At 38.5% G+C, this 20,481-nt stretch carries 20 protein-coding genes; 4 read left to right on the top strand and 16 right to left on the bottom strand.

Features of this window, described 5'->3' with window-relative positions; genetic code table 11:
- Positions 1-8: 8 nt before the first annotated feature.
- The 9 genes from Q0371_RS18675 to Q0371_RS18635 all read right to left on the bottom strand — a co-directional run bounded on the left by Q0371_RS18675 (position 9) and on the right by Q0371_RS18635 (position 9,165).
- Complete coding sequence (locus Q0371_RS18675) at positions 9-932, bottom strand: C40 family peptidase (protein WP_298474061.1); 924 nt, start codon at positions 930-932, stop codon at positions 9-11.
- Positions 929-2,023 (bottom strand): mandelate racemase/muconate lactonizing enzyme family protein, encoded by a 1,095-nt coding sequence (locus Q0371_RS18670; protein WP_298474059.1) that lies wholly within the window; start codon positions 2,021-2,023, stop codon positions 929-931. Before Q0371_RS18670 ends, Q0371_RS18675 begins: the two co-directional genes overlap by 4 nt.
- A gap of 12 nt (positions 2,024-2,035) precedes the next feature.
- The gene (locus tag Q0371_RS18665; protein ID WP_298474056.1) at positions 2,036-2,959 is read right to left on the bottom strand and encodes an LD-carboxypeptidase; all 924 of its coding nucleotides are present in this window, start codon (positions 2,957-2,959) and stop codon (positions 2,036-2,038) included.
- A gap of 78 nt (positions 2,960-3,037) precedes the next feature.
- On the bottom strand, positions 3,038-4,696 hold the full coding sequence (locus Q0371_RS18660; RefSeq protein WP_298474053.1) for a peptide ABC transporter substrate-binding protein: 1,659 nt from the start codon (positions 4,694-4,696) through the stop codon (positions 3,038-3,040).
- 56 nt (positions 4,697-4,752) lie between these two features.
- Positions 4,753-5,877: an ABC transporter ATP-binding protein gene (locus tag Q0371_RS18655; protein WP_298474050.1), complete on the bottom strand. Its 1,125-nt coding sequence runs from the start codon at positions 5,875-5,877 to the stop codon at positions 4,753-4,755.
- Between the two features lie 6 nt (positions 5,878-5,883).
- Complete coding sequence (locus tag Q0371_RS18650; RefSeq protein ID WP_169359408.1) at positions 5,884-6,831, bottom strand: ABC transporter permease; 948 nt, start codon at positions 6,829-6,831, stop codon at positions 5,884-5,886.
- Positions 6,831-7,766: an ABC transporter permease gene (locus tag Q0371_RS18645; protein WP_169359409.1), complete on the bottom strand. Its 936-nt coding sequence runs from the start codon at positions 7,764-7,766 to the stop codon at positions 6,831-6,833. The genes Q0371_RS18650 and Q0371_RS18645 overlap by 1 nt, the downstream gene beginning before the upstream one ends.
- A 13-nt stretch (positions 7,767-7,779) precedes the next feature.
- Positions 7,780-8,604, bottom strand: coding sequence for a M55 family metallopeptidase (locus Q0371_RS18640; protein ID WP_169359410.1), 825 nt, complete (start codon positions 8,602-8,604; stop codon positions 7,780-7,782).
- Positions 8,605-8,844: 240 nt separating this feature from the next.
- Positions 8,845-9,165, bottom strand: a complete 321-nt coding sequence (locus Q0371_RS18635) for a hypothetical protein (RefSeq protein WP_169359337.1) — start codon at positions 9,163-9,165, stop codon at positions 8,845-8,847.
- 453 nt (positions 9,166-9,618) lie between these two features.
- Between Q0371_RS18635 and Q0371_RS18630 the strand changes: the two genes are divergently transcribed.
- From Q0371_RS18630 to Q0371_RS18620, 3 genes are all read left to right on the top strand, one after another.
- A complete protein-coding gene (locus Q0371_RS18630) occupies positions 9,619-11,109 on the top strand; it encodes a BCCT family transporter (RefSeq protein WP_169359411.1) in 1,491 nt (496 codons plus the stop codon).
- A 102-nt stretch (positions 11,110-11,211) separates the two neighbouring features.
- Positions 11,212-12,174: a magnesium/cobalt transporter CorA gene (corA, locus tag Q0371_RS18625; protein WP_298474042.1), complete on the top strand. Its 963-nt coding sequence runs from the start codon at positions 11,212-11,214 to the stop codon at positions 12,172-12,174.
- Between the two features lie 20 nt (positions 12,175-12,194).
- The gene (locus Q0371_RS18620; protein ID WP_169359413.1) at positions 12,195-13,289 is read left to right on the top strand and encodes an RtcB family protein; all 1,095 of its coding nucleotides are present in this window, start codon (positions 12,195-12,197) and stop codon (positions 13,287-13,289) included.
- A gap of 60 nt (positions 13,290-13,349) precedes the next feature.
- Here Q0371_RS18620 and Q0371_RS18615 read toward each other — a convergent pair whose 3' ends face one another.
- The 4 genes from Q0371_RS18615 to Q0371_RS18600 form a co-directional block, all read right to left on the bottom strand.
- Positions 13,350-14,159: a hypothetical protein gene (locus tag Q0371_RS18615; RefSeq protein WP_169359414.1), complete on the bottom strand. Its 810-nt coding sequence runs from the start codon at positions 14,157-14,159 to the stop codon at positions 13,350-13,352.
- 93 nt (positions 14,160-14,252) lie between these two features.
- On the bottom strand, positions 14,253-14,627 hold the full coding sequence (locus Q0371_RS18610) for a hypothetical protein (RefSeq protein ID WP_169359415.1): 375 nt from the start codon (positions 14,625-14,627) through the stop codon (positions 14,253-14,255).
- Between the two features lie 16 nt (positions 14,628-14,643).
- Entirely contained in the window at positions 14,644-15,102 is a 459-nt protein-coding gene (locus Q0371_RS18605; protein WP_169359432.1) for an acyl-CoA thioesterase, read from the bottom strand.
- 93 nt (positions 15,103-15,195) lie between these two features.
- The gene (locus tag Q0371_RS18600; RefSeq protein WP_169359416.1) at positions 15,196-16,158 is read right to left on the bottom strand and encodes a DUF4003 family protein; all 963 of its coding nucleotides are present in this window, start codon (positions 16,156-16,158) and stop codon (positions 15,196-15,198) included.
- A gap of 94 nt (positions 16,159-16,252) precedes the next feature.
- Between Q0371_RS18600 and rluF the strand changes: the two genes are divergently transcribed.
- Complete coding sequence (gene rluF / locus Q0371_RS18595) at positions 16,253-16,957, top strand: 23S rRNA pseudouridine(2604) synthase RluF (RefSeq protein ID WP_169359433.1); 705 nt, start codon at positions 16,253-16,255, stop codon at positions 16,955-16,957.
- A 47-nt stretch (positions 16,958-17,004) separates the two neighbouring features.
- Here the strand turns inward: rluF and murE are convergent, their stop codons facing one another.
- From murE to Q0371_RS18580, 3 genes are all read right to left on the bottom strand, one after another.
- Positions 17,005-18,543 carry a UDP-N-acetylmuramyl-tripeptide synthetase gene (gene murE, locus Q0371_RS18590; RefSeq protein WP_298474037.1) on the bottom strand — a complete coding sequence of 513 codons (1,539 nt, stop codon included), beginning with the start codon at positions 18,541-18,543 and terminating at the stop codon, positions 17,005-17,007.
- A gap of 334 nt (positions 18,544-18,877) precedes the next feature.
- Positions 18,878-19,171: a DUF6509 family protein gene (locus Q0371_RS18585; protein ID WP_169359418.1), complete on the bottom strand. Its 294-nt coding sequence runs from the start codon at positions 19,169-19,171 to the stop codon at positions 18,878-18,880.
- A 284-nt stretch (positions 19,172-19,455) separates the two neighbouring features.
- Complete coding sequence (locus Q0371_RS18580) at positions 19,456-20,475, bottom strand: serine hydrolase (RefSeq protein ID WP_298474034.1); 1,020 nt, start codon at positions 20,473-20,475, stop codon at positions 19,456-19,458.
- Positions 20,476-20,481 lie beyond the last annotated feature (6 nt).

The following is a 20,481-nucleotide window of genomic DNA, read 5'->3' as shown; positions in this document are numbered from 1 at the left end:
TTTCCCCCCTAAACGGCATATCTTCTCACAGCACATATCTCTTTTTGTAGCTTGGAGCCTTCTAATACTAAAATTTCCACTGACTTCCCTGTTGAAGGTGAATGTAATAATTGACCATTCCCATAGTAAAATCCAACATGACGAACTGAGCCTGTGCCTTCGTCATTTGCAAAAAATAGCAAGTCTCCCTTTTTCCATGAAGAAGGTTCATCCTTAGAGACCTCTATACCTTCTCTCGCCTGATCACTTGCATCGCGTGGGATAAAATAGCCACACGCCTTTAACATGTTGTATGAAAATCCTGAGCAATCAAAGCCATATGGAGACATCCCTCCCCATAGATATGGTAAGTCTAAGTAGGCTTCCCCCAGCCTCACAGTTTCCTCTAGTGGGAGTTTTGGTAATTGTTCCTTAGATGCAGCATATTGCACATTTTCTTTTCGGAGCAGCCCTTCTCCATGTGGTGCTCGAACCTTATAGAAATCATCCGTTTCCGCTAGAACAGGTAGAATTGTATTAAAAGGTAGAATCAGTAATGGTTTTTCTTCCGTATCCCATAACTGGGTTCTTGTACCCTTTACTCGAACAATTCCTTTGTTGCCAGCCTCTACTATTTCTTTCAATTGAGCCAATGGCACCCAACCCGGATAGCCCCTTTCGTCTTTTTTAGAGGGCTGCCAGACTGCAATTATTTTAGCCCAATCGTCCTTTATCTCATCCACAATAACTGGCTCTCCATAAAGAAGCTGAGTTTGAACACGGTTCTCATCACAAAGGGCTAGTCGCTCCTTGTATGGCAAAGCTTCTAGCCATTCAACAAGCAGTACAGGATTGGATATTCCAGGACCATCTACTTCCCGAGCGGAAGCCGGCTCTGTCCAGACCGTCGCAACCTTTACTGAACAAGCCCAATAACTTTTTTCTATTGTCATTTTTGTCCCTCCCCTATTTTAACGCTTGCAATGCCTAGCCCATAGGATTTCGAAAAGGTCATCGTGCTAGCTTGGTAGATGATACCACCTGTAACAATGTCCTCCGCCAGCATTAAAGGGGCATCAAAATCATAAAAAAGGATATTAGGCTGACTCGCTGCCAAATGAGCTGCTGCTGTTATTCCTATTTTAGTTTCAATCATACTCCCTACCATACATGTGATATCATTTGCCTCTGCCAATGTATTAATCTTTAATGCCTGATAAATGCCACCAGATTTCATTAATTTAATATTAATTAAGTCTGCAGCCCGCATTTCTAATACACGCTTAGCATCATAAATCGAGAAAACACTCTCATCTGCCATAATAGGGGTTGCCGTTCGTTCAGTTACGTATTTTAAGCCTTCTAGATCCTCAGCAGGAACTGGCTGTTCGACAAACTCAATATTAAGCCCAGTGTCTTCCATAGTACCTATAGCGCGTACGGCTTCTTTTGCATTCCATCCCTGATTGGCATCGAGCCTTATTTTAATATCTTTTCCTACTCGCCTCCTAATAGCCTCAATACGTTCAATATCCTCTTGTATCGTGCCTATTCCAACCTTTACTTTGAGTATTTGAAACCCTTCTCTTACGTAGCGTTCAGCATCCTCTGCCATCTCAGCTGGTTCATTGACACTCACAGTAAAATCGGTTGTAAGGCTATTTCGATAGCCTCCTAAATATTGATAAAGTGGTAGCTCAGCATATTGGCCTAAAAGGTCAAAGATTGCCATGTCAACTGCAGCTTTCGCACTCGTATTTCTAACAAGTGCTTTATGGAGCTTCTGAAAGATTATCTCCTTTTCTAGTAAAGAAAGTCCGATTAGCTGCGGAGAAATAATTTCATTTATAGCGTATTGGATACTTTCTAATGACTCACCAGTGATCACATGAGTAGGTGGTGCCTCTCCGTAACCTACTTTTCCTTCATCAGAGGTTACCTTCACGACAACGGAAAAAGCAGTGGTAACTGTACGTAATGCTGTTTTGAAAGGTTTAGTCAGTGGAACAGCAACATAAAACGTTTCAATAGCTTGTATTTTCACCCTAAATTCCTCCTACTCTACTCCTGGTAATATAGATAACGTTAGGCTCTCTGTATTTAACATGCCGTCTACTCCTAATGGAATCGCAAAGTGAGGCTGACAGTGTCCGATAAGAAAACCTTTTATTGCTGGTTTACCTAAGTTCCCTAAGTAATGGTCAAAAACCTCATCCATTGTAAGAGATTTTTTACCTCTCCTTGGCTCCGCGTCACAGAAGTCTCCAATGACGAATCCAGCAGCTGCATCTAGCTTGCCAGCTAAACGTAGCTGATTTAGCATTCCGTCTACCTTATATGGCTCTTCTCCAATGTCCTCTATTAGCAGAAGCTTACGATTGGTATCCACTTCATATTTGGTCCCAATTCCGCTTGCAAGAAGAGAGAGATTTCCACCAACCAGCTCCCCTCTGGCTACCCCAGGAGCAACTATGGATAAAGGAGATATATCCTCTGTGTAATGTAACTCTATTGGCTGAAACAGCTGATAAAACATTTTTTTGGATAGCTCATTAAATGTGCTTTTACCCACGTCTGAAGCTAACATGGGACCATGGAATGTGACAATATCCGAATATAAATTCATTGCACTATGTAAATAAGTGATGTCTGAATAACCCCAAAAAATTTTCGGATTTTCATTCATTAATTGATAATCGATTTGGTCTGCATACCTTGCAGCACCATATCCTCCGCCAGCACAAATTATTCCGTTGATGTTAGGGTCTGCGAACATCTCATGTAAATCCTCTAGTCGCTCTTCGTCTGTGCCCGCTAAATACCCGTTAACTTGCTCTACACTTTTTCCCATCCTATAAGATAATCCTAATTCCTCTAAAAACGATAGGGAGCGTTTCAGTTGATCTAAGTTAGGAGGACTAGCTGGAGCAATAATTCCAATTGTATCCCCTTTTTTCAATCTATTTGGTTTTATTTTCATATGTATAATCTCCTTTGTTTTTAAAGAAAAGGGCGGCACTTGCAAAAGTGCCGCATCTTTTGTGGGGGAAAAAATGCTTTATTCCTTATCTGCCCATTTTAAATCCATGTATCCAACTGGATGTCTTACAATACCTTTAACATTCGATTTCTCCAGTGTTACTTGGTTGTAATAGTGGACTGGAATAACAGGCATTTCTTCCATTAAGAATTTGTCAGCCTCTATTAGCATATCCCAACGTTTTTGCTCATCTGTTTCATTTTTAATATCAGCAATCATTTTATCGAACTCTGGACTAGACCAAGTAGTACGATTCATAGAAGAACCAGTTATAAAGCTTTCTAATGCGTTTACAGGATCAGCATAGTCAAATAAGAAGGAAGAGCGTGATAACATGTATTTGAACTCTTTTTGCTCAGAAGCAAATACGCTAGCCTCTACATTTTGTAGTGCTACTTCTACTCCTAGAACTTCCTTAAATTTACTTTGAAGTGCCTCTGCAATTTTCTTGTGTGTATCACTTGTAGAATAAGTTAACGTTACTTGAGGTAGTTCAGTGTAACCTTCTTCTTTCATGCCTTCTGCTAAAAGTGCTTTTGCTTTTTCCGCATCATGCTGTATTAGCTTTCCTGCAGTCTCTCTAAATTCCTTGCCATCAGGACCTTTAAATCCGTACGGTACAAATCCCTCAGCAGGTTTCTCTCCATTTTTCGTAACGAATTCTACGATTTCTTGTTGGTCAACAGCCATCCCAAATGCTTGGCGAATTTTTTTGTTTGTAAATGGTTCCATTGAAACGTTATAGCGGAAGAAATACAGACCTGCTTGGTCTTCGTTTTTTAACTCAGGATCATCTTTTAATTGGTCTGCAAGCTCTGCAGGAACACCAGAAACGTCTAAATCTCCTGTTGAATACATTTGATACTCTGTATTGGAATCATCAATCATTGCCCACTCGACTTTGTCTAACTTAACCGTATCGGCATCCCAATAGCTTTCATTTTTCTCAAAAGTGAAGCTTACATCATGATCCCAACTAGCCAATTTAAAAGGACCATTCCCAACAAATGATTCTGCTTCTGTAAACCATTCAGGATTTTCTGTAGCTACCTTCTCGTTGACCGGGAAGAAGCTTGGGTTCGTGATAATATTTAAAAATGCTTCAGTTGGAGCAGCAAGTTTAACTTCAAATACTTTCTCACTAACAGCTTTAATCGCTACTGCATCAGCTGCTCCTTCTCCATTGTTATAAGCCTCTGCCCCTTCAATAAAATAGGCCAAGAACGCTGCTGGAGAAGCAGTTTCAGGATTTAACATATGCAACCATCCATAAACAAAATCTCCTGCTACAACAGGGTCTCCATTAGACCATTTTGCATTTTCACGAATCGTAAATGTATACGTTAGCCCATCCTCTGATATATCAATCTTCTCCGCCGTAGCCTCTTCAGCTTGATGGTCTTTGTTTAATCTTACTAGACCCTCCATAAGGTTGTTTAACGCGCTCCATGATACTGCATCAAACCCTACCGATGGATCAAATGACGTTGGCTCATTGCCATTATTTAGCTTAAGTACTTTTTCTGCCTCTGGAGCAGGTTCCTCTTTACCCTCGTCCGTCTTTGTTGTCGTCGGCTCAGTCTCGGTCGGTGTCTTCCCAGCCTCTTCATTGGCTGTACACGCGCTTAACACAAGAACAAACAAAGCCACAATTAATAATGAAAGCCATTTTTTCATCCTAGTTTCCCCCTCTGTATTGTATATGTGAATGCACTTGCGCGCTCTCATCCTTTTTACTTTTGTAATTGTAAAACCTTTGCTCTGTCATCCTGGAGCCAGCAATCTACCTTATGGGCATCTGATAGCTTACTTGTAAATGGATACACATGATCACATACTACCATGGCAAACTTGCATCGTGCAGTAAACGGACAGCCAGTAGGAGGTGAGAAAAGGTCAGGTGGTGTTCCATCAATTGGCTGCAACTCCTCATCCATTAAATCCAAACGTGGAACTGAGTTTAGAAGCCCTTGAGTATAAGGATGCTGTGGAGTGTAAAAAATTTCTCTTTTATCCCCTATCTCCACAATTTTACCTGCATACATCACCGCTATGCGATCAGCTATCTTTGCTACTACCCCTAAATCATGAGTAATTAAAATAATTGAAATATCGGTTTTCCTTTGAATTTCTTCAAAGAGCTCCAATATTTGTGCTTGTATCGTTACGTCTAAGGCAGTGGTAGGTTCATCTGCTATAAGCAGTTCTGGATCGCAGATTAAAGCAATGGCGATTACGATACGCTGTCTCATCCCACCAGAGAATTGGTGAGGATACTGTTTTAATCTTTCCGAAGGATTCGGGATGCCTACCAGGTTTAGCATTTCGATTGCCTTTAGCCTAGCCTCTTGTTTTCCAACCTTCTTATGTGTCCTCAAACCTTCCGTTAACTGCTCCCCTATAGTAAGCGTAGGATTTAAGGCTGTCATAGGGTCTTGAAAAATCATGGATACATCAATACCTTGGATCTTTCTGAGTTCTGATTTACTTAGCTTCGTAAGCTCTTTGTTTTTAAATAAGATACTTCCATTCTTAATCTTGCCTGCTGGCTCCGGTATCAATCCCATGATGGCATTAGAGGTCACACTCTTACCACAGCCAGATTCACCAACGATTGCTAATGTTTCACCTTTATATAAATCAAAGTTGACTCCCCTGACTGCTTCTACCTCTCCCCCATACGTTTTAAATGAAACTTGTAGGTTATTAACCTGTAATATTTTTTCATCCGTTATCTTCTTTCTTGCTTTCTTACCGTTAGGCCTAGCTAAAGAGTCACCCGATTGTAAGGATGCAGCTACTTCATCTACTTTCCCTCGAGCAAGTTCCTTTGCATGATCTAATTGATGTTCATTCATCCATTCTTACCTCCTAAGCTTTGGATCAAGTGCATCCTGTAAGCCATCTCCTAATACATTAAATGCAAACATTGTCACAGAGATAAAGAATGCAGGGAAAAACAACCTCCACCAATGGCCAGATAAAATTACTGGCAAGGCATCATTTGCCATTACACCCCAGCTGGCAGCGGGTGCAGATACTCCTAGTCCTAAAAAACTAAGAAATGCCTCTGCAAATATCGCACTCGGTACAGTAAGAGTCATTTGGACAATAATAGGCCCCATCGTATTAGGCAATAAGTTTTTCCGTATGATTCTTGAGCTTTTGGCACCAAAGGATTTGGATGCAGTTACAAATTCATAATTTTTAATCTGTAATACCTGGCCCCGTACAATCCTAGCCATACCTACCCAGCCAGTTACCGTTAACGCCACTATAATGGTTGTTAGACTTGGACCCATTACAACCATCAATAAAATAACTACCAGTAAATGCGGTAGACCATAAAGTACTTCAATAATACGCATCATGATCGCATCTGCTCTGCCGCCTTTGTAACCACTAAAGCCTCCATAAATAATTCCAATAAAGAAATCAATTAATGCAGCCATTACCCCTACAAATAACGAAACCCTAGCACCGTACCATGTTCTTGTAAAAACATCTCGACCTGCCTCGTCCGTACCGAACCAATGCTCAGCTGATGGACCTTGATTTTGCATTGGATAATTTACTTCATCCATATCATAGGGTGAAAAGATCGGACCAAATATAGCAAACAGGGTGAGAAGAACTAAAAAGAGCAGTCCTCCCATTGCAAGCTTATTTTTCTTTAGTCTTCTCCATGCATCCTTCCAATAGGACAAAGAAGGTCTTACAACAGATTCGGCTTCTCCCTCTTCTTTTACTTTTGGACGAAACCATTCATCCTTTATTTCTACTGGGGATACAGTCTCTTGTGTTTTAACCATTAAGCATCCCCCTCTTTACGATGTAATTTGATACGTGGATCTAATATGCCATAGACAATGTCTACTAAGAACAGCATAAATACTAAGAATGCACTATAAAAGACCGTCGTTCCCATGATAACTGGATAATCACGATTATTAATGCTTTCTACAAAGTATTTTCCCATTCCTGGAATGGCAAAAATGCGTTCTATTACGAAGGTACCTGTTAGAATACCTGCTAACATCGTACCCATAATGGTTACTACTGGCATTAAGGCATTTCTTAAGGCATGACGAAAAACAATTCTAACTGGAGAAAGTCCTTTAGCTCTTGCCATTTTGATATAATCCTGTGTCAATACTTCTAGCATGCTGGATCTAGTCAAACGAGCGATTATTGCCGTAGGTCCCGTGGCCAATGCTAGGGTTGGAAGAATCATATGCAACGGACTACTCCAAGTGGCTGGCGGTAATAACTCCCACGTTACTGCCACTTGCTGAATCAGTAAAGTAGCTAAAACAAAGTTAGGAACTGATATACCAATTACCGCAAAAGTCATAGCCAAATAATCAATAACACCGTTATGCCGGAGAGCTGCCAATGTACCTAAAAGAACCCCAGACAATAAAGCAACTAGGATAGTTGCCATCCCTAACTCAAAGGAAATTGGAAATCCCCTTGCTAACAGTTCATTGACTGATTCATTTGGTTTTTTAATCGATGGACCAAAATCGAATGTAACAATTGACTTCAAATAGTTCAAATATTGGACGTACATAGGCTGGTCTAGCTTATAAAACTTTTCTAAGTTTGCTTGAATAGTAGGATTCGAAGTTCTTTCACCATCAAAAGGAGAACCCGGTATGGTGTGCATTAATGCAAATGTGAGAGTCGCGATGATGAGGATTGTTGCTATCATCATCATAAAACGCTTAATAATATACTTCGTCACGGCAGGCTTCCTCCTAACAGAATTTGGTTTGCATTGCTAGCTCTACCATGACAAGCATCGCACGATACGCTTCAAGAATATCTTTTGCTTCAAATTTTACGATAGTTGTTCCTTCTATTATTTCACAGCCAGGCATAAGTGCTGCCCACTCAGCTTGTCCGTAGTTTGTAAATTCAATTTTTAATATTGGGTGCTCGGGAGGTGTCAGTGGTGGAATATGATTTCTTTTTTTAATAGCCTCTGCTACTTTTTCTTTAAGAAGGGCTTGTGATTTTTGAGGATGTAATGTTTTTACAGCAGACCTAGATATAGACTGCTTTACAGCAGCTGTTACAATGCCAGGTATAAGAGCTTCTGCCTCTCGACAAGCTCCGTCATCTCCAGCAACCATAATGACAGGAACTCCGTAATAGCCAGCCACGTATGCATTAAGTCCAAGCTCGCCTATCTCTACGTCATTGATGTACATATTACGAACTCCAAAAATCATGGAATGGCTCATAACCCCAGGTTGTCCTGCTCTAGAATGATATCCCGCAAATACTGCTCCTATGTAACTTTCGTCTAAAGACTGTACCATCGAATAAGGCTTAAGGTCTCCTGTTATTAGAGAGGCTTCTGGATGTAATTCCTCCACTAAAAGATTATTCATTTTTGAATGGCTGTCATTAACTAGGACCTCGTTAACTCCTGTAGATAGTGCCCCTTCTATAATTGCATTGGCTTCTTGCGTCATGATGCGTCTTGCTCTTTCATAGTTATGCTTGTTCGACTCCACAAATGTGTAATCCGGCAGACCTGTTATGCCTTCCATATCAACCGAAAGAAATAGCTTCAATACATTCTCCCCCAAATTCTAACTCTATTTTTCTATTAGTAAGACCAACTTTATCAAAATTTACGGAAAATTACAATATCTCGTTTTTGCTACATGTTTAGTATATTAAAAAAAAATTAATAAATTCATTTCTTCCTTTACCGAGAAAATAAAAAAGCAAATGCACCTTTTATAAAGGGCATTTGCAATATTCGATAAAGATAGACAAAACTTGGTTAAGTCGACGCTATAGTTCAAAAATTAACGAAATCTAGAGAAAAATCCACGATGGGATCCACCTGAAAACTGATTGTTAACAGGGTAAGCATTTTGTGCTTCAGGTACTACCACTGTTTCATTCGATTCTGTAACGTAATATTGCGGAACATTTACGATATGCTCTCTATTAACATTTACAATTGGTTGAATGACTGGCTGAACTCTTGGTATGAAAGAATCACAAACGCGATATTGCGGTGGGCAAATAATTGGCTCAGCTGCTGGTAGCTGTCTATTGCACCCACATTGTTGGCCCCAACTCATATTCTTCCCGCATGAATGGCACATATGATGATTACTCATATTTTTCACCTCCTCTTGCACTTATAGTAATAAATGCAAGAAATCATAAGAGGAATAGACAAACACCTCAATCACCAAAAAAAAAGAATAATTTTATGTAAGCCATTATGCAAGATAAAACCAAGACAGACTTGATCCTTATTTAATTTTCCTTAGCTATGGGCAGCTTATGAATAGCTTCATTTGATACGGACCATACTTTAAGAGACACTATCTCGGCCCCTACAATTCGGTCTGGTCATGCTAGTACTCATTAAAATTATTACCAAATAATGTTTAATATGGATAATATCTGTTTATCAAATTAATACTCATAGATTTTATCGTATAAAATACCTAAAAAAAGCGTTTAAGTTGATTGAAAAACGGTTATTCTGGGCATATGGGTTGATTAAACAACTTTATCTTAGTATAGTAATAGACTTAACTTAGTTGATTTTAAAAGGAGGAAACATGAAGAATATTTCAAAAGTATTTTATATCACGATCGGCCTTATTATTATAGCGGTCGGTTATGGAGCACTAGCTCCGGAAAGTTTTGAGGCGCTTACTACACGAGGTAAGTCGTTTGTTTCAACATCATTTGGTTGGTATTACATGCTACTCATGTCAGTGATGTTGTTAGTTAGTATATTTTTTATCTTCAGTCCGTACGGGAAGATACGATTAGGTAAGGATACTGATCGACCAGATTTCAGTTTAATTTCCTGGTTAGCCATGCTATTCTCAGCAGGAATGGGAATCGGTCTTGTCTTTTATGGTGCCGCTGAACCTCTATCTCACTTCGCAACTAGTCCTGCTACTGAAGAACCTAACACGGATGCTGCATTTAAAGAAGGATTACGACAATCCTTTTTTCATTGGGGATTACACGTTTGGGCAATGTATGGAGTAATTGCTTTAACACTTGCTTACTTCCAGTTCCGTAAAGGGGAACCGGGGTTAATTTCGGCAACACTGAAGCCAATCTTCGGCAAAAAAATGGAAGGTCCTTGGGGTGTCCTTGTCGATGTGCTAGCTGTCTTTGCAACAGCATTTGGAGTTGCTACTTCCCTTGGCTTCGGCGCTGTTCAAATTAACGCAGGTCTTAACTACTTATTCGGTTTTGAAATAGGTATCTTTTCACAATTTATCATTATTTCTGTGGTTACTGTCTTATTTGTGGCCTCTGCATGGTCAGGGTTGAGTAAAGGTATTAAGTATCTTTCAAATCTAAACTTAATACTTGCTCTTGCCCTTTTACTATTTGTAATTGTTCTAGGACCAACTTTACTCATTCTAAATATGTTCACGGATTCATTTGGTGGTTATTTAGCAAATATTATTCAAATGAGCTTTAGAACGGCTCCATTAAGTTCTACCAATAGAGATTGGTTGGATATGTGGACGATCTTTTACTGGGCTTGGTGGATATCCTGGGCTCCATTTGTGAGCATGTTCATCGCTCGAGTTTCTAAAGGTAGAACCATTCGCGAGTTTATGATTGGAGTATTACTAGTACCTACTCTTTTGGGTGCAATTTGGTTCTCATCTTTCGGAACAACAGCTATTGATATACAAAAAAGAGGCGTGGCAGATTTAGCAAGCCTTTCAACGGAGCTAACTATTTTCGAGATGTTTAATACCATGCCATTCTCTTTTATTATTTCTTTGGTAGCAATTTTGTTAATAGCATCGTTCTTTATTACGTCAGCGGACTCTGCAACATTTGTTCTCGGTATGCAGTCTACTAATGGGTCACTTACCCCACCTAATAGTGTCAAGCTTACGTGGGGAGTAATCCAGTCGACCATTGCGCTTATATTACTATCGGTCAATGGGCTCACTGCTTTACAAAACACTATCATCATTGCAGCTCTACCGTTCTCTTTTATTATGATACTCATGGTCATATCATTATTTAAATCATTAAACGGTGAAACTAAGTTAAAAAAGAAAAGATAAACAAAAATGCCAGGGAAAACCCCTTGGCATTTTTGTTTTAATATTTTTCATTGGGATATTATGAGATAATATACAAAGATCTGGTGAAAGTGTGGTTTCTTTATGATAAGTACAATAGGCAGGACAGTCAACCAAGAGGTCATTATGGATTTTCCTTTAGAATATATACAAACAAACGAACTGGAATGGTATTGGGTGGATATTGGTGAACCGACAAAAGAAGAGGAACAACTTTTAAGCTCCTTCTTTCACTTCCATCCACTTGCTATCGAGGATTGTTTGCAAATGTTGCAACGTCCTAAGTTAGATCACTATGTTGATTATGAATTTTTTGTTTTACATGCCTTTAATGAGAAAGAAATGGAGGCTGAGGAGCTCAACCTTTTTGTCGGAAAGGATTTTGTTGTAAGTTTCCACTTTCCCCCTATGCAAGAGTTACAAGAAGCTAGAGAGAGAATTAGAAGTAACCCTAGAAATTGGGATCGTGGCAACATCCTCATTACGTACAATATCGTGGATAAAGTAGTAGACACCTACTTCCCAATTGTTTACCACATCGAGGATTATTTGAATGAGGTAGACGAAAGGCTATCGATGGACATGGATCATTTGTCTATGGATCAAGTATTTGACCTACGAAGTGACTTATTGCGTTTACGAAGAACTATCATTCCTATGCGAGACTTGCTATACCGAGTGATGTACTCCGAGCGTATTAACTTAAACCAGAGTGAGCGTGCATATTTTGATGACATTTATGATCATCTTCTGAAGTTAACCGAGATGGTAGAAGCTAATCGAGAGTTAACTGCAGATATAAGGGACAGCTATGATTCAATCAATGCTAGCCGAATGAATCGTATTATGATGATACTGACCACGGTTTCTACCGTCTTTATCCCGTTAACGTTTATCGTTGGAGTGTACGGCATGAATTTTATTAATATGCCTGAGTTAGAGTGGAAGTATGGCTACTTTATTGTCGTTGGTTTAATGGTAGTAATTGCTACTGGGATGATTGCTTGGTTCAAGTATAAGGGCTGGTTTAATTTGTTTAGAAGTTAAAATTTACTTAGGGGGATAATATGATTGAGATTAAAGGAACACATAATAATGCATTAGTTTTTACAGATACAATAGAAGAAACTGCAAAATCTCAGGTAGAACAGCTTTGTAGTCTTCCATTTCTTCAGGACACCAAAATTAGAATGATGCCAGATTTACATGCTGGAAAAGGCTGTACGGTAGGCACTACTATGACGATTACTGATAAAGTAGTCCCTAATTTTGTAGGAGTCGATTTAGGATGCGGAATGATTTGTGCAAAGCTAGATACTAGAAAAGAAGATGTGGATTTTGCCAAGCTTGATAAGACAATCAAGAAAAATGTACCAAGCGGAACTCGTATTCGCCAAAAAGAACATCGTAATACAATAGAAATACCTTTCGAAGAAGTAGCTGCTCCTATTAATGAACAGCGCGCAAGGTTAAGCCTAGGTTCACTAGGAGGGGGAAACCACTTTATAGAACTGAATGAAGGGGAAGATGGCAGTATCTATCTAGTCATTCACTCTGGAAGTAGAAACTTAGGAAAACAAATTGCAGAGCATTATCAGCAAGTAGCAGCCGATACTTTAGGTAACAGCGTATCAAGAGATCTTGCATATGTAGAAGGAGACAATATGAAGGATTATTTATATGATCTTTCCATTGCCCAAAAGTACGCCGCATTTAATCGTAAGACAATGGTTGATGTTATTTGTAGAGGAATGAACTGGAGTGTTCAATCAGAGTTTGATACCATTCATAATTATATTGACTTAGATAACATGATTTTACGCAAGGGAGCAATATCGGCTCAAGCTGATGAAATCGTAATTATACCAATGAATATGCGTGATGGCTCACTTATCTGTCGCGGAAAAGGAAATCCTGAATGGAATTATTCTGGCCCTCATGGAGCTGGCCGTTTAATGAGCCGTTCTCAAGCAAGAAAACAAGTAGCGTTAGAGGACTTTCAAGCTTCAATGGAAGGAATTTGGAGTACTTCCGTAGTGTCTGCCACAGTAGATGAATCTCCTTTTGCCTACAAGGCTATGGAGGATATACTTGCTCATATTCATGACACGGTTGATGTATTAGAGGTTATTAAGCCCATCTATAATTATAAAGCACACTAATATAAAGGAGGCACATCATATTTTCTTATGATGAGCCTCCTTCTTATATCTCCATTTAAATCAGGACTGATTAGCTGTCCAGTAATAAAATAAAGCTGTAAAAGTTAGTTTTTCTACATATGATAGGCCTTCTGCAAATGAAACGTGAACATTCATCCCTTGCAGCTCAAAGGCCGGGTGTGTAGCATACGGAAACATACCAAAGCGATAGGTTGCTAATCTTTTACCGTTCAAATCATTTACGTCTATATCACCGTATACACTCTTTGCTTCCATCTGATGTGTTTTTTCCCGATTTGGGTCAAATACTAGTGCTCTATTTTTTACTGAAAAAACTGGAAGTACTACAGTTGAAAGGTGTACCTGCTTATGATCAAACACTTGTATCTCCATAAATTTAAATTTGTTTGCAATAGTAAACTTGCTAACCACTTGACCATCCATTGTTATAACATCATAAGTTACTGGAAATATCATTCCTTTTCGAATAAGTGGAAATGCATTTAGCCTTCTTATGACCGGCTGTTCCACTGTAGGACTGATGCTATAAAGCCTTTCACCAGTGGGGGATACTAAAAAGCTCCTCGGAATAATCGAGACATCACTTTGGAAATTTAACTCCTTTAATGTAAATTCAGATGGAGTTTGTTCTGTAACTGTGCTCTGCTCCACTGGTAGCTTGTTCGCTGCTTGTTGGAACAAGAAAGTCAAACTAAAGAAAATGAGAAGCGTCCATCCTACAGATATATGTAATTCCCAATCCGTTAATAAAGTGTCCCTAAAGCCCAAAATTGCTGCTATGTAAACTATTAAAACAGTAATAGAGGCTATTTTAGCATATTTGGCTGTCCGTTCATAAATATGTTTCATCTACATCCCCCCTACCCCTTTTACGAAAACCTTCAGGAAATAGTTTCATAAAAAAATCCCTCCTAAAAGATTTCTCTTTTGGAGGGTCTTCTTTTAATGCTCTAATGCTCGCTTAAACAGTTTTCGTAAAAATTGCCACAAAATATAGAGGCCAAACGCTAGAAATAATACCACTAAAATGGTCTCTACTGCGTGTGGTAGATTAAATGGGTTTAAGAAGATTTGAAGCGTAACTAGCAAATAGATGAGTCCGGCGATTCCAGCAATAACTACAATACCCATTATTGCAATCTGCATATAACTAAGTTGCTTCATTTGATGACGGTGTATAAATAATTCTAAAATGATGACCAAAAGGATAACCATAATTGTAATTGTCATCTCATGGAGATAGATAGAATTTATTAAATAGATGCCAAGAAATAAAATCATTAAGTACTTATAATTCTCATCTATTAGCTTTAACATACAGTCACCTCGGTTTTTAATATTTCATCGCTAGACGTTGTTTACGGTGGGCCCTTCTTGCTGGTCCAGTTTCATACAGACGTTTTTCATCCTCATTTTCTGGATGAATACCCGGGACTGGAACTGGTTTCCCCTCTTCATCTACTGCAACCATTGTCAGGAATGATTCGGTTGTAAGTTTTTCTTCTCCTGTCAGTAGATTCATGGAAGTTACGCGAACGTATACCTCCATTGAACTGCGTCCCGTTGAGGATACAATTGCATCTAATTCAATTACATCTCCAACTTTTGCTGAAGATAAAAAGTCTACGGAATCAATAGAAGCGGTCACGACAGCTCCTTTTGCATGTTTCATCGCAGTGATGGCTGCGATTTCATCTATAAACGCTAAAACCTTGCCACCAAATATAGTTTCATGATGATTAGTATCTGGAGGTAAGATTAAATGGGTTTGAATTGTTCTTGATTGACTCATTGGATTAGTATTCACGAAAATCTCTCCTTGATGTTTAACTTCGATGTATAGATCTTTCTTATATTCTTACTTACTTAGTATAGCATTCCTTCTTTAATTTGAGTTGGAAGAAGATGCGAAACTTGTCGCTGCAATAGATGAAATCATCATAGCCTGCTGAGCCTGCAAAAGTAATTCAAGGGAGGTAGTCATTGATATTGCGGTAGTTTCACGTATGTCCCTAGAAGGATTCAAAGTCAGTCCAAGAGCAATAGGTAGTGCTGATTCCTTGTACCAGGTAAAAAGCTTCATATTAGTCAATGCTCTGTATGTCTCTACTATATCCATTAGCTGATTCTCGTTTAATTTAAGAGCAGCCATAAAACCAATAAGTGGATATTGCGAAATAGAGAATTTTATCTTCACACTTTTAAAACCATCCCTAATAACCACTACCCTTGGTACTGTTTCCTTATCATACCCTGGATTTGTATAAGTAAGCACTTGAGATAACCACTGGAGCTCATTTCCTGCATAAAATTTATGATTCTTTAACTCCTCATAGTATTTATTCATGGTCGCTGCCCTCGTTGTAATATCCCCTTCCAGCTTACCTAAAAAGATGGCAAATGGATAATCATCACTATTAGTTAAGAAACGATGATGGACCTTCATCGCTGACATAAGCTCCATAGCTCTACTGATTTCAAAATCCCACTTATCTGATTCATCCGACATCATTAGAGCAGCAACGTATGTGTAATCATTCATCTTAAACGATTTTTTCTTCAATTCCTCTACCTTCAGTAACAACTGATCGATTGCTTCTTCCGGTTCTTGGCCACTTACATCCAAAACGGAAGTAAATAATGGCTGTAGGTGGGAACGCAAGGGAGAGAACACACTTACTCTGTTCTTCAGAATCTCTTTTATCTTGTTAAAGCGAACTGAATCCACATCTTTTTCTAGGGACGTATAATAGCCAGCAAGGGACAGTGTTACTCTTTTATCTACTGACCATCCTAAAATCTCTTTGAGCTTATTATAATTATGCTCTACTTTTTGTATTTTCATCATTTTACCCACTCCTTTACTTTTTTACTGCTTAAAACCCATGAAAGTTTCACTAATTTGTTATACTAATACCACAAAGAAAAGTAGGTGTTAAATGATGCGTATAAATAAATTTTTAAGCGAGGCTGGCATAGTATCTAGACGTGGTGCAGACAAATGGATAGCAGAGGGCAAGGTTACCATTAATGGGGCAGTTGCTGAACTAGGAAGTAAAGTAGAGACTGGCGATGATGTACGTGTAGATGGAAAGCCGGTAACTGTGGAGCAGCCTTTAGTATACCTTGCTTTAAATAAGCCAGTAGGTATAACTAGTACAACAGAGCGTAATATTAAAGGAAATATCGTGGACTTTGTTAATCACCCACTCCGCATCTTCCATATTGGTCGCTTAGACAAAGATTCTGATGGCTTAATATTACTAACAAACGATGGGGATATTGTGAATGAAATTCTTCGGGCAGAAAACAAGCATGAAAAAGAATATATTGTAACTGTCAATGAGAAAATAACAGACACTTTTATTGAAAAAATGTCGTCTGGAGTTAACATTCTTGATACAACTACTTTACCATGTAAAGTAAAAAAAATAGGACCAAAAACATTTAATATTATTTTAACTCAAGGCTTAAATCGCCAAATACGTAGGATGTGTTCTGCCTTAGGATTTACAGTTAAGAGATTACAACGAGTTCGTATTATGAACATTTCCATTGATGGTCTTGCTATTGGTGAATGGCGCGATTTAACTGAGCAAGAAAGAAAAGAACTATTTATGGAATTAGATTATCATCCAAAACGATAATAAAAGAAGCAGTCCCCATTTTAAATGCGGACTGCTTCTTTTATTATCTAGTTTCCAGCCACACGTTTCTCTAATGGTTGGAATAATTTCTTTTTATCTACATCTGGTCGAAGGGATTCTAGCTGTTCTAAAGCAATCTTAGCACCATAGTCCATTCCTTGACATCCACCTAACAGAACAAGATCGCCTTCAGACACCTCACTCAAGCCAAAGCTAATGGCCTCTGGTAGTTCTTCATATAAATGAACCGTAATGCCTGCTTCGTCCATTACTTCTTTAAATACTTGTAACTCTTGTTCAGACACAACATCTTTCTTAGTAACGTGGGATTTACTAATGGTAGCAGTGATCTCATGAATACCTAATCTTGGTGCCCATTTAGCGATAGCTTCTGCATTTTCTCTATTGACGGTTACCCCTCTATCTCCTCGAATTGCATATACAAGGGACAAGCGGTTAAAATCCATTTTTTCTAAAGTTCCAAGTGTGATATCTATGTTCCCACTATTTGCAAAGTGGTCATCTATAATTTTAAAATCTTCCTCAAAAATGATTTCAAAACGTCTTTCTACCCCTACAAATTCGGAGAGGCTTTTTTGGATGGTCTCCACTGGAACACCACATAACAAGCCGGCTACAATACTAACCATGGAATTGTAAACGGAGTGGTAACCCGGTGTAGAAAGCTCAATTGAAAATTGTTGCTTGGGTATGATCATATCATTTGTAACTAAATCACGTTGAATAACTAGATTGAATTTTGCTCTTCCTGTTGATAAATCCAATTCTTCACATATTACATCTGCCGATTGGTCTTCTACACCAATAGTAATAACTGTAGCCTTTGTTTTGTTAATTAGAGAGGCAGAATAAGCATCATCTAAATTCAGAATCGCTACCTTGTCTGCTCCAGCGTCTCGTATAAGACTAGATTTATGTTCAAAATATTTTTCAAAGGATGAATGTAAGTCGATATGTTCTCGACTTATATTGTTTAACGTCACAATGTCAAAATCGACACAGCCTACACGTTTTAACTCTAAAGCAGAGGATGAAACCTCCATAGTAGCGTGAGTCACGCCTTCATCGACCATCTTAGCGTAAAATCGCTGTAGATCCAGCGATTCTGGTGTTGTCAGTTCAGAAGGCTCTGCATAATCACCAATTTTAACTACGACAGTTCCCATTAGACCTGTTTTAAGACCATGATTCTCTAAAATTGCATTAGTCATAAAGGAGGTTGATGTCTTTCCATTAGTTGCCGTAATACCTATCGTTTTAAGCTTATGGGTTGGATGATCATAGTAAGCAGCAGCAAGTTCAGCTAGAGCTTTACGTGCATCCCCAACTTTATATTGTGGAACCTCTAAAGCATCTATAAACTCCTCTACCACAAGTGCTACAGCACCATTTTCCACTGCTTGTCCAGCAAACTTATGTCCGTCCGCTTTAAAGCCTTTTATACAAACAAATACTTGGCCCTTCTCCACCTTCTGTGAATTATAAGCAAGTCCTGTAATATTCATATTTTTAGCATTTTTGACGTCAATTATAGATAGTTGATTCATCAAATTTGTTAGTTCCATCAAAACAGCCACCTTTATATGTAAAATCTTCTCAGTTAAGTTTACATCAATTCAAATAAGAAGGAAACTAAAAGGAAATACAAAAACTATTTCCTTAATAGTCCTTCAATTGAGTCTATTCCATCATTTCTCTTGTTAAAAAGTCAGGCCGTTCCTGGAAAGAATGGCGACATAAAATATATGCTTTTCGTGAGAAGAAAGTAATCAATTTTTCACTTACAACGAGACATCTTTCGTCTAGGCATCTCGCCCTTAATCTGTCTACCTTCGCCTCAAATGAAAAAACGTGATATCCTAACGATTTCACGTTTCTCATTATTTGAGGCTAGTTGCGTTATTCCGCCTCGTTATAGTGTTCCATGCAAAAAGCAAGAACTACAGACTCTTCATTTTCTTCTAATCCGTAGTCTAATACTTTTCCATTACTGCGATCAAGAATGTGATATTGAACAATTTTTGACCCCGTATCTAAAACAGCTAAAATAACTCTTAAATCTAAAGAGCTTGCCTCTTCAAATAACTCGTCATCCTCTGGAACTTCAAAGCCTAATAAAAATTCATATCGATCCCCAGCAATTATTCCTGTTGGGTCCTTTATCTTTTCAACCTCATAAGATGTTATATTCACAAAGTCCACCTCCGTCTATAGTTTATCATTTTTACAGAGCTTTTTCTTATTTTGTTCGCTATAATAGAGAGATTATAAAAAGAAGGAGAGAGTCTCTCATGCTTAACCCTGAAAAAATAATATATATACTTGTACCTGTTTTTCTTCTCGTATTAGTATTCGGTGAAGGTCTAAATAATATCGTATATTCTATCCTATCTTTCCTCTTAGGCTTGTCGATGCTTTACCTTGCTTATTCCCTTTTACGTAAACAACGCGAGGAGCGAAAGCAACGCAAATAATATTTAAAGGCAGTACATTTGCTCCAACACTTTCATCATAGCAAAAGCACCCTTGGACTTATTAGAGCAGATAGCTAATTTAAGTTGTTGAGCAGGATAGTACGCCGAGTGAAAGCTAACTCCAGGGTCATATCCCATTACGTGGTACTTGCTAATATTGTTCCCGTCTTTCTTTATCCATACCCCATATCCATAGTAATCATCATCCCGTTCTTTTACGTATGGTTGGAGTAAGGCTGCCGTTGTTTGCTCTTCTAATAGTTTATTGTCTAGGAGGGCATCCCAAAAATGAAGCATATCCTGAGCCGTTGTAAAAGCTCCTCCATCCGACCCGCCTAGGACGGGTAGAGAATAAATATTAGTTTTCCATGATCCATCCTCATAATCTATATAACCTATTGCCGTATTATTTGGTAAGGCATCCATCGGAAAATACCCTGAGTCCTTCATTCCCGCTTTCTCAAAAATATTTTTTTCTACATATCGTTGAAACGAAAGCCCTGTAGTTTCTTCTACGATTAAACCAAGTAAGATATAACCTGCGTTGTTGTAATGAAATTGTTCTCCTGGCGTAAATCTCATCTTACCATTCTGAAATAATGGTAAGAAGTCCTCTAACTTACGCATATGGTACATCGGCTTTTCAATCCAAAGCTCTTCAAAGTCATCCATCACTTCTTCATCAAAATAGTCTGGGACTCCAGAAGTATGTGTCAGTAAGTGATGAATAGTTATTGAATTATCAAAGTGAGGAAGAGTGATGGACGTACAATCCTTTAATTTTTGGTCATAAGCTAATTTCCCTGCCTCTACTAGCTGGCTAATGGCAACCGCTGTAAAAATTTTGCAACCAGATGCAATACCAAACCTGGTATCTATCGTGTTAAGTAGCAGATCGGAGCGGTTAGCATATCCAAAATTAGTCTCTACTAGCGAGGAATCCTTGTTTTTCAATAGAATACTTCCTGAAAACTGCGATTCTTTTTGAGCCACTTCTATTTGTTGATTGTTCATCTCTCCCATAACATT

It is taken from the genome of uncultured Psychrobacillus sp. (assembly GCF_938022135.1).
In the GTDB taxonomy this organism is placed as follows: Bacteria; Bacillota; Bacilli; order Bacillales_A; family Planococcaceae; genus Psychrobacillus.
This window is presented reverse-complemented; position numbering and strand designations above follow the sequence as displayed.